Genomic DNA, 14,448 nt, shown 5'->3' on the forward strand with positions numbered 1-14,448 from the left:
CTACCCAACCGTGCGACAGTATCAAGCATTTCTAATGAGGATTTAGAAAACATAAGCCTTCAATTTTTTTGATGAATAACCAACAAATTTAGCGTTTCATTTAATATTAAACGAAAAATAGAATAGATGAGTAGATAAATTAAGGTTGGCATAGATTAATGCTGGCCAAATATTGATTAATTTTTTTGAATGGTAATAAAAATGAAAGCATCAAAATTACAGTTGCTGTACTTAGCCGCGCTCTCTATGCTTGGCTTCATTGCCACAGACATGTACCTCCCTGCCTTTAAAGCAATGGAAATGGACTTTGCCACAGGGCCAGAGCAAATAGCCTTGTCTCTCACCGTTTTTCTGGTCGGTATGGCATTAGGTCAACTGGTGTGGGGCTTAGCTTCCGATAAATATGGTCACCGTAACACTTTGGCGGCTGGCCTAGTTCTCTTCACGTTAGCATCATTTGGTTTAGCTTTTAGCGAGCAGGTGTGGCAATTATTAGCGTTGCGCTTTGTGCAAGCTTTAGGGGTGTGTGCTCCCGCAGTGATCTGGCAAGCAATGGTAATTCAACGCTACCCAGCTAAAACAAGCCAGCAAATATTCGCCACCATCATGCCTTTGGTCGCGCTTTCACCCGCGCTTGCACCTCAATTAGGCGTCTTACTGGCCGATAACTTTGGTTGGCACAGTATTTTTGTGACATTGACATTAATGGGCGTTGCGCTTGTAGCCTGTACTTTTGCTCAAAAAAATGAACAATCACAACCCAAACAAACCTCAATTAAGCAAGATATCAAAGCTCTGCTCAGCACTAAAACCTACTTGGGTAATGTGATGATGTTTGCTTGCGCTTCTGCGGCCTTCTTTGCTTACTTGACTGGGATGCCAGAGATTATGGCACGCCTTGGTTATGCCGCTAAAGATATCGGTTTGAGTTTCATTCCTCAAACGATCGCTTTCATGGTTGGTGGCTACTTAGGTAAGGTGGGAGTGAATAAATTTGGTGACGAAAAAGTGCTCAAGCAGTTGATTGGCCTCTTTAGCGTTGCCACTTTATTAGTATTCATTGCCTCACAGTGGCAACTGACCTCCATTTGGCCAATTTTGGCACCGTTTTGCTTAATAGCAGTTGCCAACGGAGCGCTTTACCCTATAGTGGTGAACCGCGCACTATCGAGTGCCAAACAAAGCCCAGCCACTGCAGCGGGTTTACAAAATAGCTTACAAATCTGCGTTAGTAGTTTAGCCAGCGCATTGGTCGCAACGTTGGCCAGCCAAGCACAAATGGTGACGGGTATTGCAATTATGATTTGTATGGGCGGGCTATGGATTGGTTATATCGTCTCGAACCGCGAACTTTCTCAACACTTCACCGCACCAGATAATGCACGCGTAGTCAGCGATGAAGAGTAAGTCTTTTAATAAGAACTGATAAAAAGCCGCTCATTATAAGCGGCTTTTTAATCGTTCATTTGTTAGCTACGCTTAACAGGACGCTTCCAACCATTGATTTTGCGCTCTTTCGCGCGAGTGATGACTAACTCACCTTCAGCAACGTTACTGCTTAGCGTAGTGCCAGCACCAATCGTTGCACCATTGGCGATCGTTACAGGAGCAATCAACTGGCTGTCTGAACCGACAAACACATCATCACCAATTGTGGTTTTGAATTTATTGACACCATCGTAATTACAAGTGATAACGCCAGCTCCGACATTAACACGCTGGCCAATTTCGGCATCACCAAGATAAGTTAAGTGATTGGCTTTCGAACCTTCACCCAAACGAGTATTTTTTACTTCCACGAAGTTACCCACGTGAGCATCATTACGCAGTTCAGCACCAGGACGTAAACGGGTAAAAGGCCCAACGGTACAGTTTTCTGCAACGGTTGCCCCTTCAATGACGCTGTATGGGCGGATCACTGTGTTGTCATCAATTTCGCAATCTTTAAGCACGCAACCCATGCCGATAATTACGTTATCACCCAAAGAGACATTTCCTTCGATGATGACGTTTGCATCAATCTCAACATCCATCCCACACTGTAATTCACCACGCAGATCAAAACGCGTAGGATCACGTAGCATCACACCTTGTTCTAATAGCTTTTTCGCTTGTGTTGCTTGATAAGCACGCTCTAAACGAGCCAGTTGAGCGCGATCATTTACTCCTTCCACTTCAATAGAGCTGGCGGGATGAACAGCCTCAACTGCGCGGCCTTCATTGTGCGCGGCAGCGATAACATCTGTCAGATAATATTCGCCTTGTGCGTTCTCATTACTTAAGCCTGACAACCAGCGCTTGAGATCGCGCCCCGTTGCCACCATCACGCCCGTATTGATCTCTTTAATTAACTTTTGCTCATCAGTGGCATCTTTTTGTTCAACAATTGCCACCACAGGGCCATGCTTACGCACGATACGGCCATAACCGGTTGGGTTATCCAGTACCACTGTCAGCAAGGCTATTCCATCATTAGGCTGTGCATCTAACAAGCTTTCCACGGTTTCTTCCGAGATCAATGGAACATCACCGTACAACACGAGGATCTTCTCATCGTCTTGGAAATGAGGCGAGGCTTGATCAACGGCATGGCCAGTTCCTAATTGATCCGCTTGCAGCACCCAGTTAACCGACTCTTCGGCAAGCGCTTGCTGCATTTGCTCACCACCATGACCATAAACCAAGTGGATATTTTGGGCACCTAAGCTATTGCACGTATCAATTACGTGTTTCACCATTGGCTTACCCGCCAGTGTGTGCAGCACTTTAGGCATATTAGAATACATTCGAGTACCTTTACCTGCTGCGAGGATCACTGCGCTAAATTTCATTGACAACCTATTGACGTTAAAAAAGTTAAGCCGCATTTTAGCGGTAATTAAAGAGATAGTTAATTTAACTAAATAATTTTCTGTTAAAAAATAAGCAAAAAGGCGACCTATAGGTCGCCTTTTTACATCACGTCTTAATTATAAAACACATTAACGACGTTTTTTGGTCAGCTCGATAACTCGTAACTGAGCCATGGCTTTAGCCAGTTCACTGGCCGCTTGTGCGAAGTTCATATCGCCATGCTGATTTGAAATATTCTCTTCAGCTTTGCGTTTGGCTTCTTCTGCCTTAGCTGCGTCTAGTTCTTCACCACGAATTGCCGTATCAGCCAGTACTGTAGCAGTACCCGGTTGCACTTCGACAATACCACCCGAAACATAAATAATTTCTTCGTGGCCGTGTAGCTTAACGATACGCACCATACCAGGCTTAATAGCGGTCAGCAGCGGTGTGTGACCATGGAAAATTCCCAGTTCACCTTCGCTACCGGTCACCTGAAACGTTTCGACTTGGCCAGAGAAGATTTTCTTCTCTGCACTGACGACGTCTAGGTGAAAGGTTATTGCTGCCATATCGCCTCCTAGTTAGCCTTATAGCTTCTTAGCATTCTCAATCGCATCGTCGATAGTACCGCAGTACATAAACGCTTGCTCTGGAATGTCATCGTATTCACCAGATAGAAGACCTTTGAAGCCACGTAGCGTCTCTTTTAGAGGTACGTAAACACCAGGGTCACCTGTAAATACTTCAGCTACGTGATAAGGCTGAGTTAGAAAACGTTCAATCTTACGTGCACGTGATACAACTTGCTTATCCGATTCAGACAACTCGTCCATACCCAAGATCGCAATGATGTCTTTCAGCTCTTTGTAGCGCTGAAGCGTCTGCTGAACGCCACGAGCGATGTCGTAGTGCTCTTGACCTACGACGAGTGGGTCTAGCTGACGAGACGTTGAATCGAGTGGGTCGATCGCTGGGTATAGGCCCATTGCTGCGATGTTACGGTTAAGTACAACCGTTGCATCCAAGTGCGCGAACGTTGTGGCTGGAGACGGGTCCGTCAAGTCATCTGCTGGTACATATACCGCCTGTACAGACGTGATAGAACCTTGCTTAGTTGACGTAATACGCTCCTGAAGCACACCCATTTCTTCTGCAAGAGTAGGTTGGTAACCTACCGCTGAAGGCATACGACCTAGCAGTGCTGATACTTCCGTACCGGCAAGCGTGTAACGGTAGATGTTATCGATGAACAGAAGTACGTCACGACCTTCGTCACGGAAACGTTCTGCCATTGTCAAACCCGTCAGTGCAACACGTAGACGGTTGCCTGGTGGCTCGTTCATCTGTCCGTAAACCATCGCTACTTTTGATTTTTCAGGCTCTTCGATGTTTACAACACCGGCTTCCTGCATCTCATAGTAGAAATCGTTACCTTCACGAGTACGTTCACCAACACCCGCAAATACTGAAAGACCTGAGTGTTGCAGTGCGATGTTGTTGATAAGTTCCATCATGTTAACGGTCTTACCTACACCTGCACCACCAAATAGACCGATTTTACCACCCTTAGAGAATGGACAAACCAAATCGATTACTTTTACACCGGTTTCAAGAAGAGCAGTTTCGTTTGATTGCTCTTCATAGCTTGGAGCTGGACGGTGGATAGAGTAAAGCTCTTCCGCACCGATTTCACCACGCTCATCAATCGCATCACCAAGCACGTTCATGATACGACCTAAAGTCTTAATACCGACTGGTACTGAAATTGGAGCGCCAGTATTTTCAACTACCAAACCACGACGTAAACCATCAGAGCTACCCATTACGATTGCGCGAATCACGCCACCGCCAAGCTGCTGTTGAACTTCAAGAACGAGACGTTCTTTTGAATCCACAACATTCAGAGCATCGTAAACACTTGGTACTTCGCCCTGTGGGAACTCTACGTCGACTACCGCACCGATGATCTGTACGATCTTACCTGTAGCCATCGTTAATCCTCTAAACTGTTTGTTTTACCTAAGCTTAAACCGCTGCTGCACCAGAAACGATTTCCGATAGTTCTTGTGTAATCGCCGCCTGACGGGCTTTGTTATACACAAGCTGTAAATCATCAATCAAGTTGCTTGCGTTATCGGTAGCTGCTTTCATCGCAATCATTCGAGCAGCTTGCTCACAAGCAAGATTCTCAACCACACCCTGATAAACCTGAGACTCTACATAACGCAGCAATAGTGCATCGAGTAGAGGCTTTGGTTCAGGCTCATAGATGTAATCCCAAGAATGTTCGCGTTTCATCTCTTCGCTATTCGATCTAGGCAAAGGTAGTAATTGATCGATCGTTGGTTCTTGAACCATAGTATTCACAAATTTGTTGAACACTACGTATAGGCGATCCAACTCACCTGCATCATATTTCTTCAGCATAACACCAACGGAACCGATCAAATCTTCCAAGGTTGGGCTATCGCCCAAACCAGAGACTTGAGCAGCGACTTTAGCGCCACTGTTTCTAAAGAAAGCCGTTGCCTTTGAGCCCACAATTGCCAGCTCAACCTCAGCACCTTTCTCCGACCAATCTTTCATGTCATGTAGAGCTTTTTTGAACAAGTTCACGTTCAAACCACCACACAAACCACGGTCTGTTGAAATAATGATGTAACCAACACGTTTGGCTTCGCGCTCTTCTAGATAAGGATGACGATATTCTAGATTTGCACTCGCCACATGACCGATCACTTTACGCATTGTTTCAGCGTATGGACGAGAAGCTTCCATGCCGTCTTGCGAACGACGCATTTTTGAAGCTGCTACCATTTCCATCGCTTTCGTAATTTTCTGCGTGCTTTTAACACTACCGATTTTATTACGTATCTCTTTTGCGCCGGCCATCGTTTTACTCTCTTTTAAGGTAATCCGTTATTGGTCAGTGGTGACCCTAAGGTCACCCACCAATTACCAGGTCTGGGTTGCCTTGAAATCGTCAACCAGTTTCTTGAACTGAGCTTCGATTTCATCGTTATAAGCACCCGATTTGTCGATATCTTTTACAAGATCAACATATTGACCACGAGCATACGACAGTAGAGCAGATTCAAAATCAGCCAGTTTATTCAACGCAACATCATTTAAATAACCACGCTCTGCCGCAAAGATAACCAACGCTTGGTCAAACACAGACATCGGAGCATATTGTTTCTGCTTCATCAGCTCTGTTACTTTCTGACCATGGTTTAGCTGTCTCTTCGTCGCTTCATCAAGATCTGACGAGAACTGAGCAAATGCAGCAAGTTCGCGGTACTGTGCAAGCGCGGTACGGATACCACCTGACAGTTTCTTGATGATTTTCGTCTGAGCGGCACCACCTACACGAGATACTGAAATACCAGGGTCAACGGCTGGGCGAACACCCGCGTTGAATAGTTCAGTTTGTAGGAAGATCTGACCATCGGTAATCGAGATTACGTTAGTCGGTACGAATGCTGAAACGTCACCCGCTTGTGTTTCAATGATAGGTAGCGCGGTTAAAGAACCGGTTTTACCTTTCACGTCACCCTTAGTGAAACGTTCTACATACTCTTCGCTAACACGAGCAGCACGCTCAAGTAGACGAGAGTGGAGATAGAAAACGTCACCTGGGAATGCTTCACGGCCTGGTGGGCGTTTGAGTAGTAGTGAGATCTGACGGTAAGCAACCGCTTGTTTAGATAAGTCATCATAAACAATCAGTGCATCTTCACCGCGATCGCGGAAGTATTCACCCATTGCACAACCTGCATATGGCGCAAGGTATTGCAATGCCGCTGATTCAGAAGCCGATGCAACAACCACAACTGTGTTTGCAAGCGCGCCGTGCTCTTCTAATTTGCGTACTACGTTAGCGATAGTTGAGGCTTTTTGGCCAATCGCAACATAGATAGAGTAAATACCTGAATCTTTTTGGTTAATAATTGCGTCGATCGCCATTGCTGTTTTACCAGTTTGACGGTCACCGATGATAAGTTCACGTTGGCCACGACCGATTGGGATCATAGAGTCAACTGACTTATAGCCGGTTTGTACTGGTTGATCGACTGATTTACGGTCGATTACACCAGGTGCAATCATTTCAACAGGTGAAGACAATTTCGCTTCGATAGGACCTTTACCATCGATAGGCTGACCGAGTGTATTCACTACGCGACCTAACAATTCAGGACCAACTGGCACTTCAAGAATACGACCAGAACCTGTTACTTTCATGCCTTCCTTAAGGTCAGCATATGGGCCCATGACAACCGCACCAACCGAGTCACGCTCAAGGTTAAGTGCAAGTGCATAACGGCCACTCGGTAATTCAATCATTTCACCTTGCATCACGTCCGCTAGGCCGTGAATGCGAATGATACCATCGCTTACCGATACGATAGTACCTTCATTGCGAGCTTCACTAACAACGTCGAAAGATTCGATACGTTGTTTAATTAGATCGCTAATTTCCGTGGAATTAAGTTGCATGCTCCAATCCCCATCAAGACTGTAATGCATCGCTCAGGCGGTTTAAACGACCGCGGGCTGAGTTATCGATGACAAGGTCTCCGGCTCGAATTATAACCCCACCAAGTAGGGTCTCATCTATACTGCAATTCAGCTGAACTTTGCGTTCAAGACGCTGCTCAAGTTTGGTGCTGATATTGACAAGCTGTTCATCAGAAAGCTCAGTTGCTGAAATCACTTCAACATCCATCTGCTTCTCATGCTCTTGTTTCAGAGCAAAGAACTGTTCACTAACATCAGGAAGAGCCTTTAATCGGCCATTCTCAGCCATCACCTTTAGCAGGTTCTGGCCATAAACATCAAACTGTTCGCCACAAATTGCGATGAAAATTTCCGCTAATTTCTCAGCCGAAACAGAGCCCGTTAGTAGCTCTTTCATTTGCTCGTTCTTTGCGACCTCGGCAGCAAAAGCTAACATCTGACCCCATTGGTCAAGTTGCTTTTTCTCTACCGCAAAATCGAATGCTGCTTTAGCATAGGGGCGTGCAATTGTAGTCAAATCAGACATAAAGCGCCCCCATCCTTAAAGTCTTGCAGTAATGTTGTCGAGAATATCTTTGTGCGCATCTTTATCGATAGAACGCTCAAGGATTTTCTCAGCACCAGCTACAGCCAGAGTTGCAACTTGTTTACGCAGCTCATCGCGGGCACGGTTACGTTCAGATTCAAGTTCAGCTTCCGCTTGAGCAAGGATTTTCTGGCGTTCTGCCTGAGCTTCCTCACGTGCTTCATCTAAAATTTGAGCTTTACGTTTATTTGCCTGTTCGATGACCTCAGTTGCAGTGCGCTTCGCTTCTTTCATTTGTTCAGAAGCGTTGGCTTGTGCTAGATCCAAGTTTTTAGCAGCACGCTCAGCGGCTGAAAGACCGTCAGCAATTTTCTTCTGACGCTCTTCGATCGCATTCATGATTGGCGGCCATACATATTTCATGCAGAACCACACAAACAGTGCAAACGCGATTGCTTGACCTAGCAGAGTTGCGTTCATATTCACAACAGCTACCCCTCTATTTGTTCACCAACGAAAAGTATTAATCAACGACAAATCATCAATTTGTGTGATCGGTTGATTAACCTAGTTGACCAACAAATGGGTTCGCGAAAGTGAATAGAAGCGCAATTACGATACCGATCATAGGAACCGCATCAAGTAGACCCGCGATGATGAACATCTTAACTTGTAGCATAGGAGCCATTTCTGGTTGACGAGCAGCACCTTCAAGGAATTTACCGCCTAGAAGTGCGAAACCAATCGCTGTACCAAGAGAAGCAAGACCGACGATAATACCTACGGCGATTGCAGAAAAGCTCAGTAAAGTTTCCATTACTATCTCCAATTTATAGTTGTTGGCTTATGTGCCCAAATAAAAAGCTTTAAAAAATTAATGATCACTATCTTCGTGTGCCATTGATAGATAAACAATAGTCAGCATCATGAACACGAAAGATTGAATCAGAATTACCAGAATATGGAAAATCGCCCACGGTAGTGAACCCATCCATTGTAGCCACCATGGTAGCATCGCTGCGATAAGAATAAATACCACCTCACCTGCGAACATGTTACCGAATAGACGCATACCGAGTGAGAGAGGTTTCGCAAGTAACGATACCACTTCAATAAGTAGGTTAAACGGAATCATGGTCCAGTGATTGAATGGATGTAGAGCTAATTCTTTCGCAAAACCACCTAGGCCTTTCACTTTGATGCTGTAGTAAATCATCAGAGCAAATACGCCTAGAGCCATAGCCATGGTGATATTCACATCAGCTGACGGAACCACTTTTAGATAAGGGATACCAAGCCAATGTTGTGCTGGATACGGTAAGAAATCGATGGGCACTAAGTCCATGATGTTCATTAACAATACCCAACAAAAGATAGTCAGTGCCAGCGGTGCTATAAGTGGATTGCGTCCATGAAAGGTGTCTTTGACGTTTTGATCGACAAATTCTACCAATATTTCAACAAAACACTGCAGCTTACCGGGTACACCCGCTGTTGCTTTCTTTGCTACAGAGCGAAATATCCATAGGAATATTAAGCCAGTAAACAAGGAAAAAAACAGGCTATCGATATGTACGTTCCAGAAACTCGTCTCACTAATTGACAGCCCCAAATCGTAATGCTCAGAAATCTTCGCAAGAGAGAGGTTCGTCAAGTGGTGTTCAATGTATCCGGACGATGTTAGCGCTTCACCTGGCGCAGCCATAACTCATCCTATTTTTTGTTGTTAATGAATAGCACTGGCGCACAGATATTAATACCTAGAGCCAGCAAATAGGTTAGTTTGAGGGGAACGAGTTCCACCTGCATATACATGTAGGCAACACAGAACAGTGCAACTGTGATGAGGATCTTGAGTACTTCGCCAGTGTAGAAAGAGGCCGCAACTTGCTTCGCAGCACGAGCTCCACTAAACATAAAAGCACACAGCGCAAAAACCGCATTGGCAATGACAAAGATGCCACCCCCAATCAGCGCAGAAAAGCCCCATTCAGCATTTACAGCTACCGCCATCCCTGCCGCCACAAAAATAACCGCGCCAGACTGGATCATTAACAATCGCTTAGCAAGCTCTCGTCCTGGTCTAGCCAACGCAGCTACCATGTATTCGTACCTCTAGTAATATCCTCAGCTCATCTACAACATAGGGCTGGGAAATTGGCGAAAATTATACGGTGAGTCGAACTGATTGCAATTGAAAGACAGCAAAAAGTTACAATTTTGTTTACAAACCGACAACTTTCAAATAAAAAAACGTTTTTTGCATAATTGACTTAAATCAATTATCTCATTTAGCTTTCTAGCTTGGCAATTAGTTGCTCTAATTTGTGAGGCTCATCAAGACTAATCGTCATTTTGGCTTTGCCACCTTTTGAACGAATGATCGACACTTTAGCCCCTAACATTTCACTCAATCTTTGTGACATTTGTTGTGCATCTAAGTCTTCCGATGCCGATCCGTTCTCAGAAGGCTGTGTTAAACACTTTTTCACTAATTGCTCAGTTTGTCTCACGGTCAGCTGTTTTGCGGCCACACGTTGTGCAATTTCAATTTGTTGATCGCCTTCGAGCATCAATAATGCTCGTGCATGGCCCATTTCAAGCTGCTTGGTTTCCACTAAACGCTTCACGCCATCCGCCAATTGATTTAAGCGTAATAAGTTACTCACGGTAGTGCGTGATTTACCAATCACATCAGCCACCTGTTGGTGAGTGAGCTTAAATTCGTCTTGCAACCGCTCTAAAGCTTGTGCTTCTTCAATCGCATTCAAATCTTCGCGTTGAATATTTTCTATCAGTGCCATCGCAATCGCAGCGCGATCTTGGACATTTTTGATCAAACAGGGCACTTGCTTTAAACCTGCTTGTTTTGCAGCGCGCCAACGGCGTTCACCTGCAATAATTTCATAGCCGCCAAGCTCTAAACGTCTTACCACGATCGGCTGGATAATACCTTGCGATTGGATAGACGCAGATAGCTCTTCCAACGCTTCTGCCGACATATCTTTACGTGGTTGATACATGCCAGGTTTCAAATTTGATACCGCGATATCCATTAATTCGCCATCAGAAGAGAGTGCTTGGCTATGTGAGGCGGCTTGCTCCTTTTCACGAGCAAGAGAACTGGTTGCGAGCAATGCATCCAATCCTTTTCCTAAACCACGTTTAGTCATGTAGACGAATTCCTTTAGTTGAGATTATGCGGGTATTTCTTCTCGACGAAGCATTTCGCCAGCTAAGGCGAGATACGCTTTTGCCCCAGCTGAATACTTGTCGTAGTACATTGCTGGCTTGCCATAACTTGGCGCTTCAGCAAGACGGACATTACGAGGAATAACGGTGCGATAGACTTTGTTTCCAAAGTGCTTTTTCAGTTGATCGGATACTTCATTGGCTAGGCGATTACGCGGATCGTACATCGTTCGAAGTAACCCTTCGATTTTCAGGTTTTCGTTGACTACCGCGGCTAACTTGCTGATGGTATCCATTAACGCCGTTAAACCTTCTAATGCAAAATACTCACATTGCATTGGCACTAACACAGAATCCGCTGCGGCCATGGCGTTGATTGTAAGAAGATTTAAAGAAGGAGGACAATCAATAAAGATGAAATCATAGTTATCACGAACTGGCGCGAGGGCATTTTTCAAACGCACTTCGCGAGCAAAGACTTCCATTAATTTGATTTCAGCGGCTGTCACGTCTCCGTTCGCCGCAATCAAATCGTAGTGTCCCGTTGTTTTGCGACACACGACTTCATCAAAAGGAGTGTCTTCGACCAACAATTCGTACGCGGTTGCATCTACTTGATACTTATCAACACCACTGGCCATCGTTGCATTGCCTTGTGGGTCGAGATCGATCACTAAAACTTTACGCTTAGTCGCCGCCATAGAGGCCGCTAAGTTAATGCACGTTGTTGTTTTTCCTACGCCACCTTTCTGGTTGGCGATTGCTACGATTTTGCCCACGGTATGCCTCGCTGTTATCCCTTGCGAGATAAGATTACAAGATGACGGTCACCTTCCAACTCAGGAACTTTCAAAGCTTTGACATCAGTCACAGAACACCACTCAGGTAGTGTGGCTATTTCCTCATCTGGCCGTTGTCCTTTCAGGGCTAAAAATCGGCCCGATGTTTCTTTTGGTAAATGGTGACACCATTCCACCATATCGAGCATTGAAGCAAACGCACGGCTCAGTACGCCATCAAATTTTACTTCAGGCTGAAACTCTTCGACTCGACTTTGAATCGCGGTCACATTTTTAATACCAAGCTCATGCAGAACTTGTTTAATAAAACGAATGCGCTTACCCAAACTATCGAGTAAGTAAAAGGTTTTATCAGGATTCATGATAGCGAGAGGTATACCAGGTAAACCAGGCCCAGTACCAACGTCGATAAAACGCTCACCCTGTAAGTGAGGACTTACCACTATACTATCTAAAATATGTTTCACCAACATATCCATAGGATCGCGCACTGAGGTGAGATTGTAGGCTTTGTTCCATTTATTCAGCAGTTCCACGTAACCGACTAATTTGCTACGTTGCTGCTCATTGACCTCGAGATCGGTTTGACCAATTAAATCATCGAGACGCGTTCTTAACTCGCTCATGCGGCGTCTTCCCCTTTCTTCAGTACACCTTGCTTTTTCAAATAAACCAATAAGATAGAAATAGCAGCTGGTGTAATACCAGAAATACGAGAGGCAATACCAACCGTTTCAGGTTTGGCATTGTTAAGCTTAAGGATCACTTCGTTGGACAAGCCTTTGACCTGTTTATAGTCAAGATCCAGCGGCAATTTAGTGTGCTCATGGCGCAATGATTTGTCGATCTCATCTTGCTGACGCTGAATATAACCATCGTATTTGATTTGAATTTCAACTTGCTCAGCCGCTTCACTATCGTTCAATGCTGGTGCAAATGACTCAAGCGACGTGAGCTGTTGATAGGTGATTTCAGGTCGACGTAGTAGATCTTCACCACTTGCTTCACGAGACATCGGTGTTTTGAGCAACGCATTCAGTGCATCAACACCAACGGAGTTCGGGTTCATCCACGTTTGTTTCAAACGTTGACGCTCAATTTCCATGTTTTCCATTTTTTGATTAAAACGCGCCCAGCGCGCATCATTGACTAAACCTAACTCTCTGGCTTTTTCGGTTAAACGCAAATCGGCGTTATCTTCGCGTAGCAGTAAGCGATATTCAGCGCGAGAGGTAAACATGCGATAAGGTTCTTTGGTACCCATAGTGGAAAGATCATCGATCAACACGCCCATGTAAGCTTGATCACGGCGTGGACTCCAGCCTTCTTTTTCTTGGCTAAATAAGCTTGCATTCAAACCAGCCATTAACCCTTGTGCTGCCGCTTCTTCGTATCCGGTGGTGCCGTTGATTTGACCAGCAAAGAACAAACCACTGATGAATTTGGTTTCATAGGTTTGTTTTAAATCTTGTGGATTGAAAAAATCGTACTCTATGGCGTAACCCGGACGAACAATATGTGCGTTTTCAAACCCTTTCATTGAGCGAACGATCTGCACTTGTACATCAAACGGTAAGCTGGTGGAAATACCGTTAGGGTAGAGTTCTGTCGTGGTCAAACCTTCAGGCTCGATAAAAATTTGATGGCTATTTTTGTCGGCAAAACGCATGACTTTGTCTTCGATCGATGGGCAGTAGCGTGGGCCGATACCTTCGATGACACCTGCGTACATCGGACTACGATCAAGATTGGCACGGATCACATCATGCGTTTTATCGTTGGTATGCGTGATGTAGCATGGTATTTGACGTGGATGCTGTTCACGTTGTCCCATGAAGGAAAAAACAGGCGTTGGGTTATCACCGTGTTGTGTTTCTAACACTGAGAAGTCCACACTGCGTGCATCGATCCTTGGTGGCGTACCCGTTTTTAAACGATCAACTCGAAATGGCAGTTCACGTAAACGTTGTGCTAATGCGATCGATGGAGGATCGCCTGCGCGGCCTCCTGAGAAGTTTTCAAGACCAATGTGGATCTTTCCACCAAGGAAGGTGCCTACCGTCAATACCACCGCTTTGGCGTGGAATTTGAGGCCCATTTGAGTCACAACGCCCATTACACGATCATTTTCAACGATAAGATCATCGACCGCTTGTTGGAACAAAGTTAAGTTTGGCGTGTTTTCAAGCACATCACGCACATACGATTTGTAAAGCGCACGATCTGCTTGGGCTCGAGTCGCTCGAACTGCTGGCCCTTTTGAGGCATTGAGTGTTCTAAATTGAATACCTGCATGATCAATCGCTTGTGCCATTAGACCGCCCATGGCATCGACTTCTTTAACCAGATGTCCTTTACCAATTCCGCCAATCGCAGGATTGCACGACATCTGTCCTAGAGTCTCAATGTTATGGGTAAGCAATAGCGTACTTTGACCAGTACGAGCTGCAGCGAGAGCGGCTTCCGTTCCAGCATGGCCACCACCGACCACAATGACGTCAAATTTTTCGTGATAAAGCATGAACCGACCTCAGGTATTCAATGAAGCATGGACTGACAAAAGAGGCGTATTCTACC

At 45.2% G+C, this 14,448-nt stretch carries 15 protein-coding genes; 1 reads left to right on the forward strand and 14 read right to left on the reverse strand.

What is annotated here, in order from left to right:
- Positions 1-201: 201 nt before the first annotated feature.
- The gene (gene punC, locus B9J84_RS02160) at positions 202-1,407 is read left to right on the forward strand and encodes a purine nucleoside transporter PunC (protein WP_026027660.1); all 1,206 of its coding nucleotides are present in this window, start codon (positions 202-204) and stop codon (positions 1,405-1,407) included.
- Positions 1,408-1,469: 62 nt separating this feature from the next.
- Here punC and glmU read toward each other — a convergent pair whose 3' ends face one another.
- The 14 genes from glmU to mnmG all read right to left on the reverse strand — a co-directional run bounded on the left by glmU (position 1,470) and on the right by mnmG (position 14,392).
- A complete protein-coding gene (glmU, locus tag B9J84_RS02165; protein ID WP_026029111.1) occupies positions 1,470-2,831 on the reverse strand; it encodes a bifunctional UDP-N-acetylglucosamine diphosphorylase/glucosamine-1-phosphate N-acetyltransferase GlmU in 1,362 nt (453 codons plus the stop codon).
- Between the two features lie 150 nt (positions 2,832-2,981).
- Positions 2,982-3,404 carry a F0F1 ATP synthase subunit epsilon gene (locus tag B9J84_RS02170; protein ID WP_013855597.1) on the reverse strand — a complete coding sequence of 141 codons (423 nt, stop codon included), beginning with the start codon at positions 3,402-3,404 and terminating at the stop codon, positions 2,982-2,984.
- A gap of 18 nt (positions 3,405-3,422) precedes the next feature.
- Positions 3,423-4,826, reverse strand: a complete 1,404-nt coding sequence (atpD, locus tag B9J84_RS02175; RefSeq protein WP_010319968.1) for a F0F1 ATP synthase subunit beta — start codon at positions 4,824-4,826, stop codon at positions 3,423-3,425.
- A gap of 34 nt (positions 4,827-4,860) precedes the next feature.
- On the reverse strand, positions 4,861-5,727 hold the full coding sequence (atpG, locus tag B9J84_RS02180; RefSeq protein ID WP_013855594.1) for a F0F1 ATP synthase subunit gamma: 867 nt from the start codon (positions 5,725-5,727) through the stop codon (positions 4,861-4,863).
- Between the two features lie 63 nt (positions 5,728-5,790).
- On the reverse strand, positions 5,791-7,332 hold the full coding sequence (gene atpA / locus B9J84_RS02185; protein ID WP_094123437.1) for a F0F1 ATP synthase subunit alpha: 1,542 nt from the start codon (positions 7,330-7,332) through the stop codon (positions 5,791-5,793).
- 13 nt (positions 7,333-7,345) lie between these two features.
- A complete protein-coding gene (gene atpH, locus B9J84_RS02190) occupies positions 7,346-7,879 on the reverse strand; it encodes a F0F1 ATP synthase subunit delta (protein ID WP_013855592.1) in 534 nt (177 codons plus the stop codon).
- 15 nt (positions 7,880-7,894) lie between these two features.
- Positions 7,895-8,365 (reverse strand): F0F1 ATP synthase subunit B, encoded by a 471-nt coding sequence (atpF, locus tag B9J84_RS02195; RefSeq protein ID WP_013855591.1) that lies wholly within the window; start codon positions 8,363-8,365, stop codon positions 7,895-7,897.
- Positions 8,366-8,441: 76 nt separating this feature from the next.
- The gene (atpE, locus tag B9J84_RS02200; protein ID WP_002540812.1) at positions 8,442-8,696 is read right to left on the reverse strand and encodes a F0F1 ATP synthase subunit C; all 255 of its coding nucleotides are present in this window, start codon (positions 8,694-8,696) and stop codon (positions 8,442-8,444) included.
- A gap of 57 nt (positions 8,697-8,753) precedes the next feature.
- The gene (atpB, locus tag B9J84_RS02205) at positions 8,754-9,584 is read right to left on the reverse strand and encodes a F0F1 ATP synthase subunit A (RefSeq protein WP_013855589.1); all 831 of its coding nucleotides are present in this window, start codon (positions 9,582-9,584) and stop codon (positions 8,754-8,756) included.
- 8 nt (positions 9,585-9,592) lie between these two features.
- Positions 9,593-9,982 (reverse strand): F0F1 ATP synthase subunit I, encoded by a 390-nt coding sequence (locus tag B9J84_RS02210; RefSeq protein WP_013855588.1) that lies wholly within the window; start codon positions 9,980-9,982, stop codon positions 9,593-9,595.
- A 188-nt stretch (positions 9,983-10,170) separates the two neighbouring features.
- Entirely contained in the window at positions 10,171-11,052 is an 882-nt protein-coding gene (locus B9J84_RS02215; RefSeq protein WP_017046373.1) for a ParB/RepB/Spo0J family partition protein, read from the reverse strand.
- A 24-nt stretch (positions 11,053-11,076) separates the two neighbouring features.
- Complete coding sequence (locus B9J84_RS02220; RefSeq protein ID WP_013855586.1) at positions 11,077-11,850, reverse strand: ParA family protein; 774 nt, start codon at positions 11,848-11,850, stop codon at positions 11,077-11,079.
- Between the two features lie 14 nt (positions 11,851-11,864).
- Positions 11,865-12,497: a 16S rRNA (guanine(527)-N(7))-methyltransferase RsmG gene (gene rsmG / locus B9J84_RS02225; protein WP_094123438.1), complete on the reverse strand. Its 633-nt coding sequence runs from the start codon at positions 12,495-12,497 to the stop codon at positions 11,865-11,867.
- On the reverse strand, positions 12,494-14,392 hold the full coding sequence (mnmG, locus tag B9J84_RS02230; RefSeq protein ID WP_094123439.1) for a tRNA uridine-5-carboxymethylaminomethyl(34) synthesis enzyme MnmG: 1,899 nt from the start codon (positions 14,390-14,392) through the stop codon (positions 12,494-12,496). Before mnmG ends, rsmG begins: the two co-directional genes overlap by 4 nt.
- Positions 14,393-14,448 lie beyond the last annotated feature (56 nt).

This window comes from Vibrio sp. V03_P4A6T147 (assembly GCF_002241085.1).
In the GTDB taxonomy this organism is placed as follows: Bacteria; Pseudomonadota; Gammaproteobacteria; order Enterobacterales; family Vibrionaceae; genus Vibrio; species Vibrio anguillarum.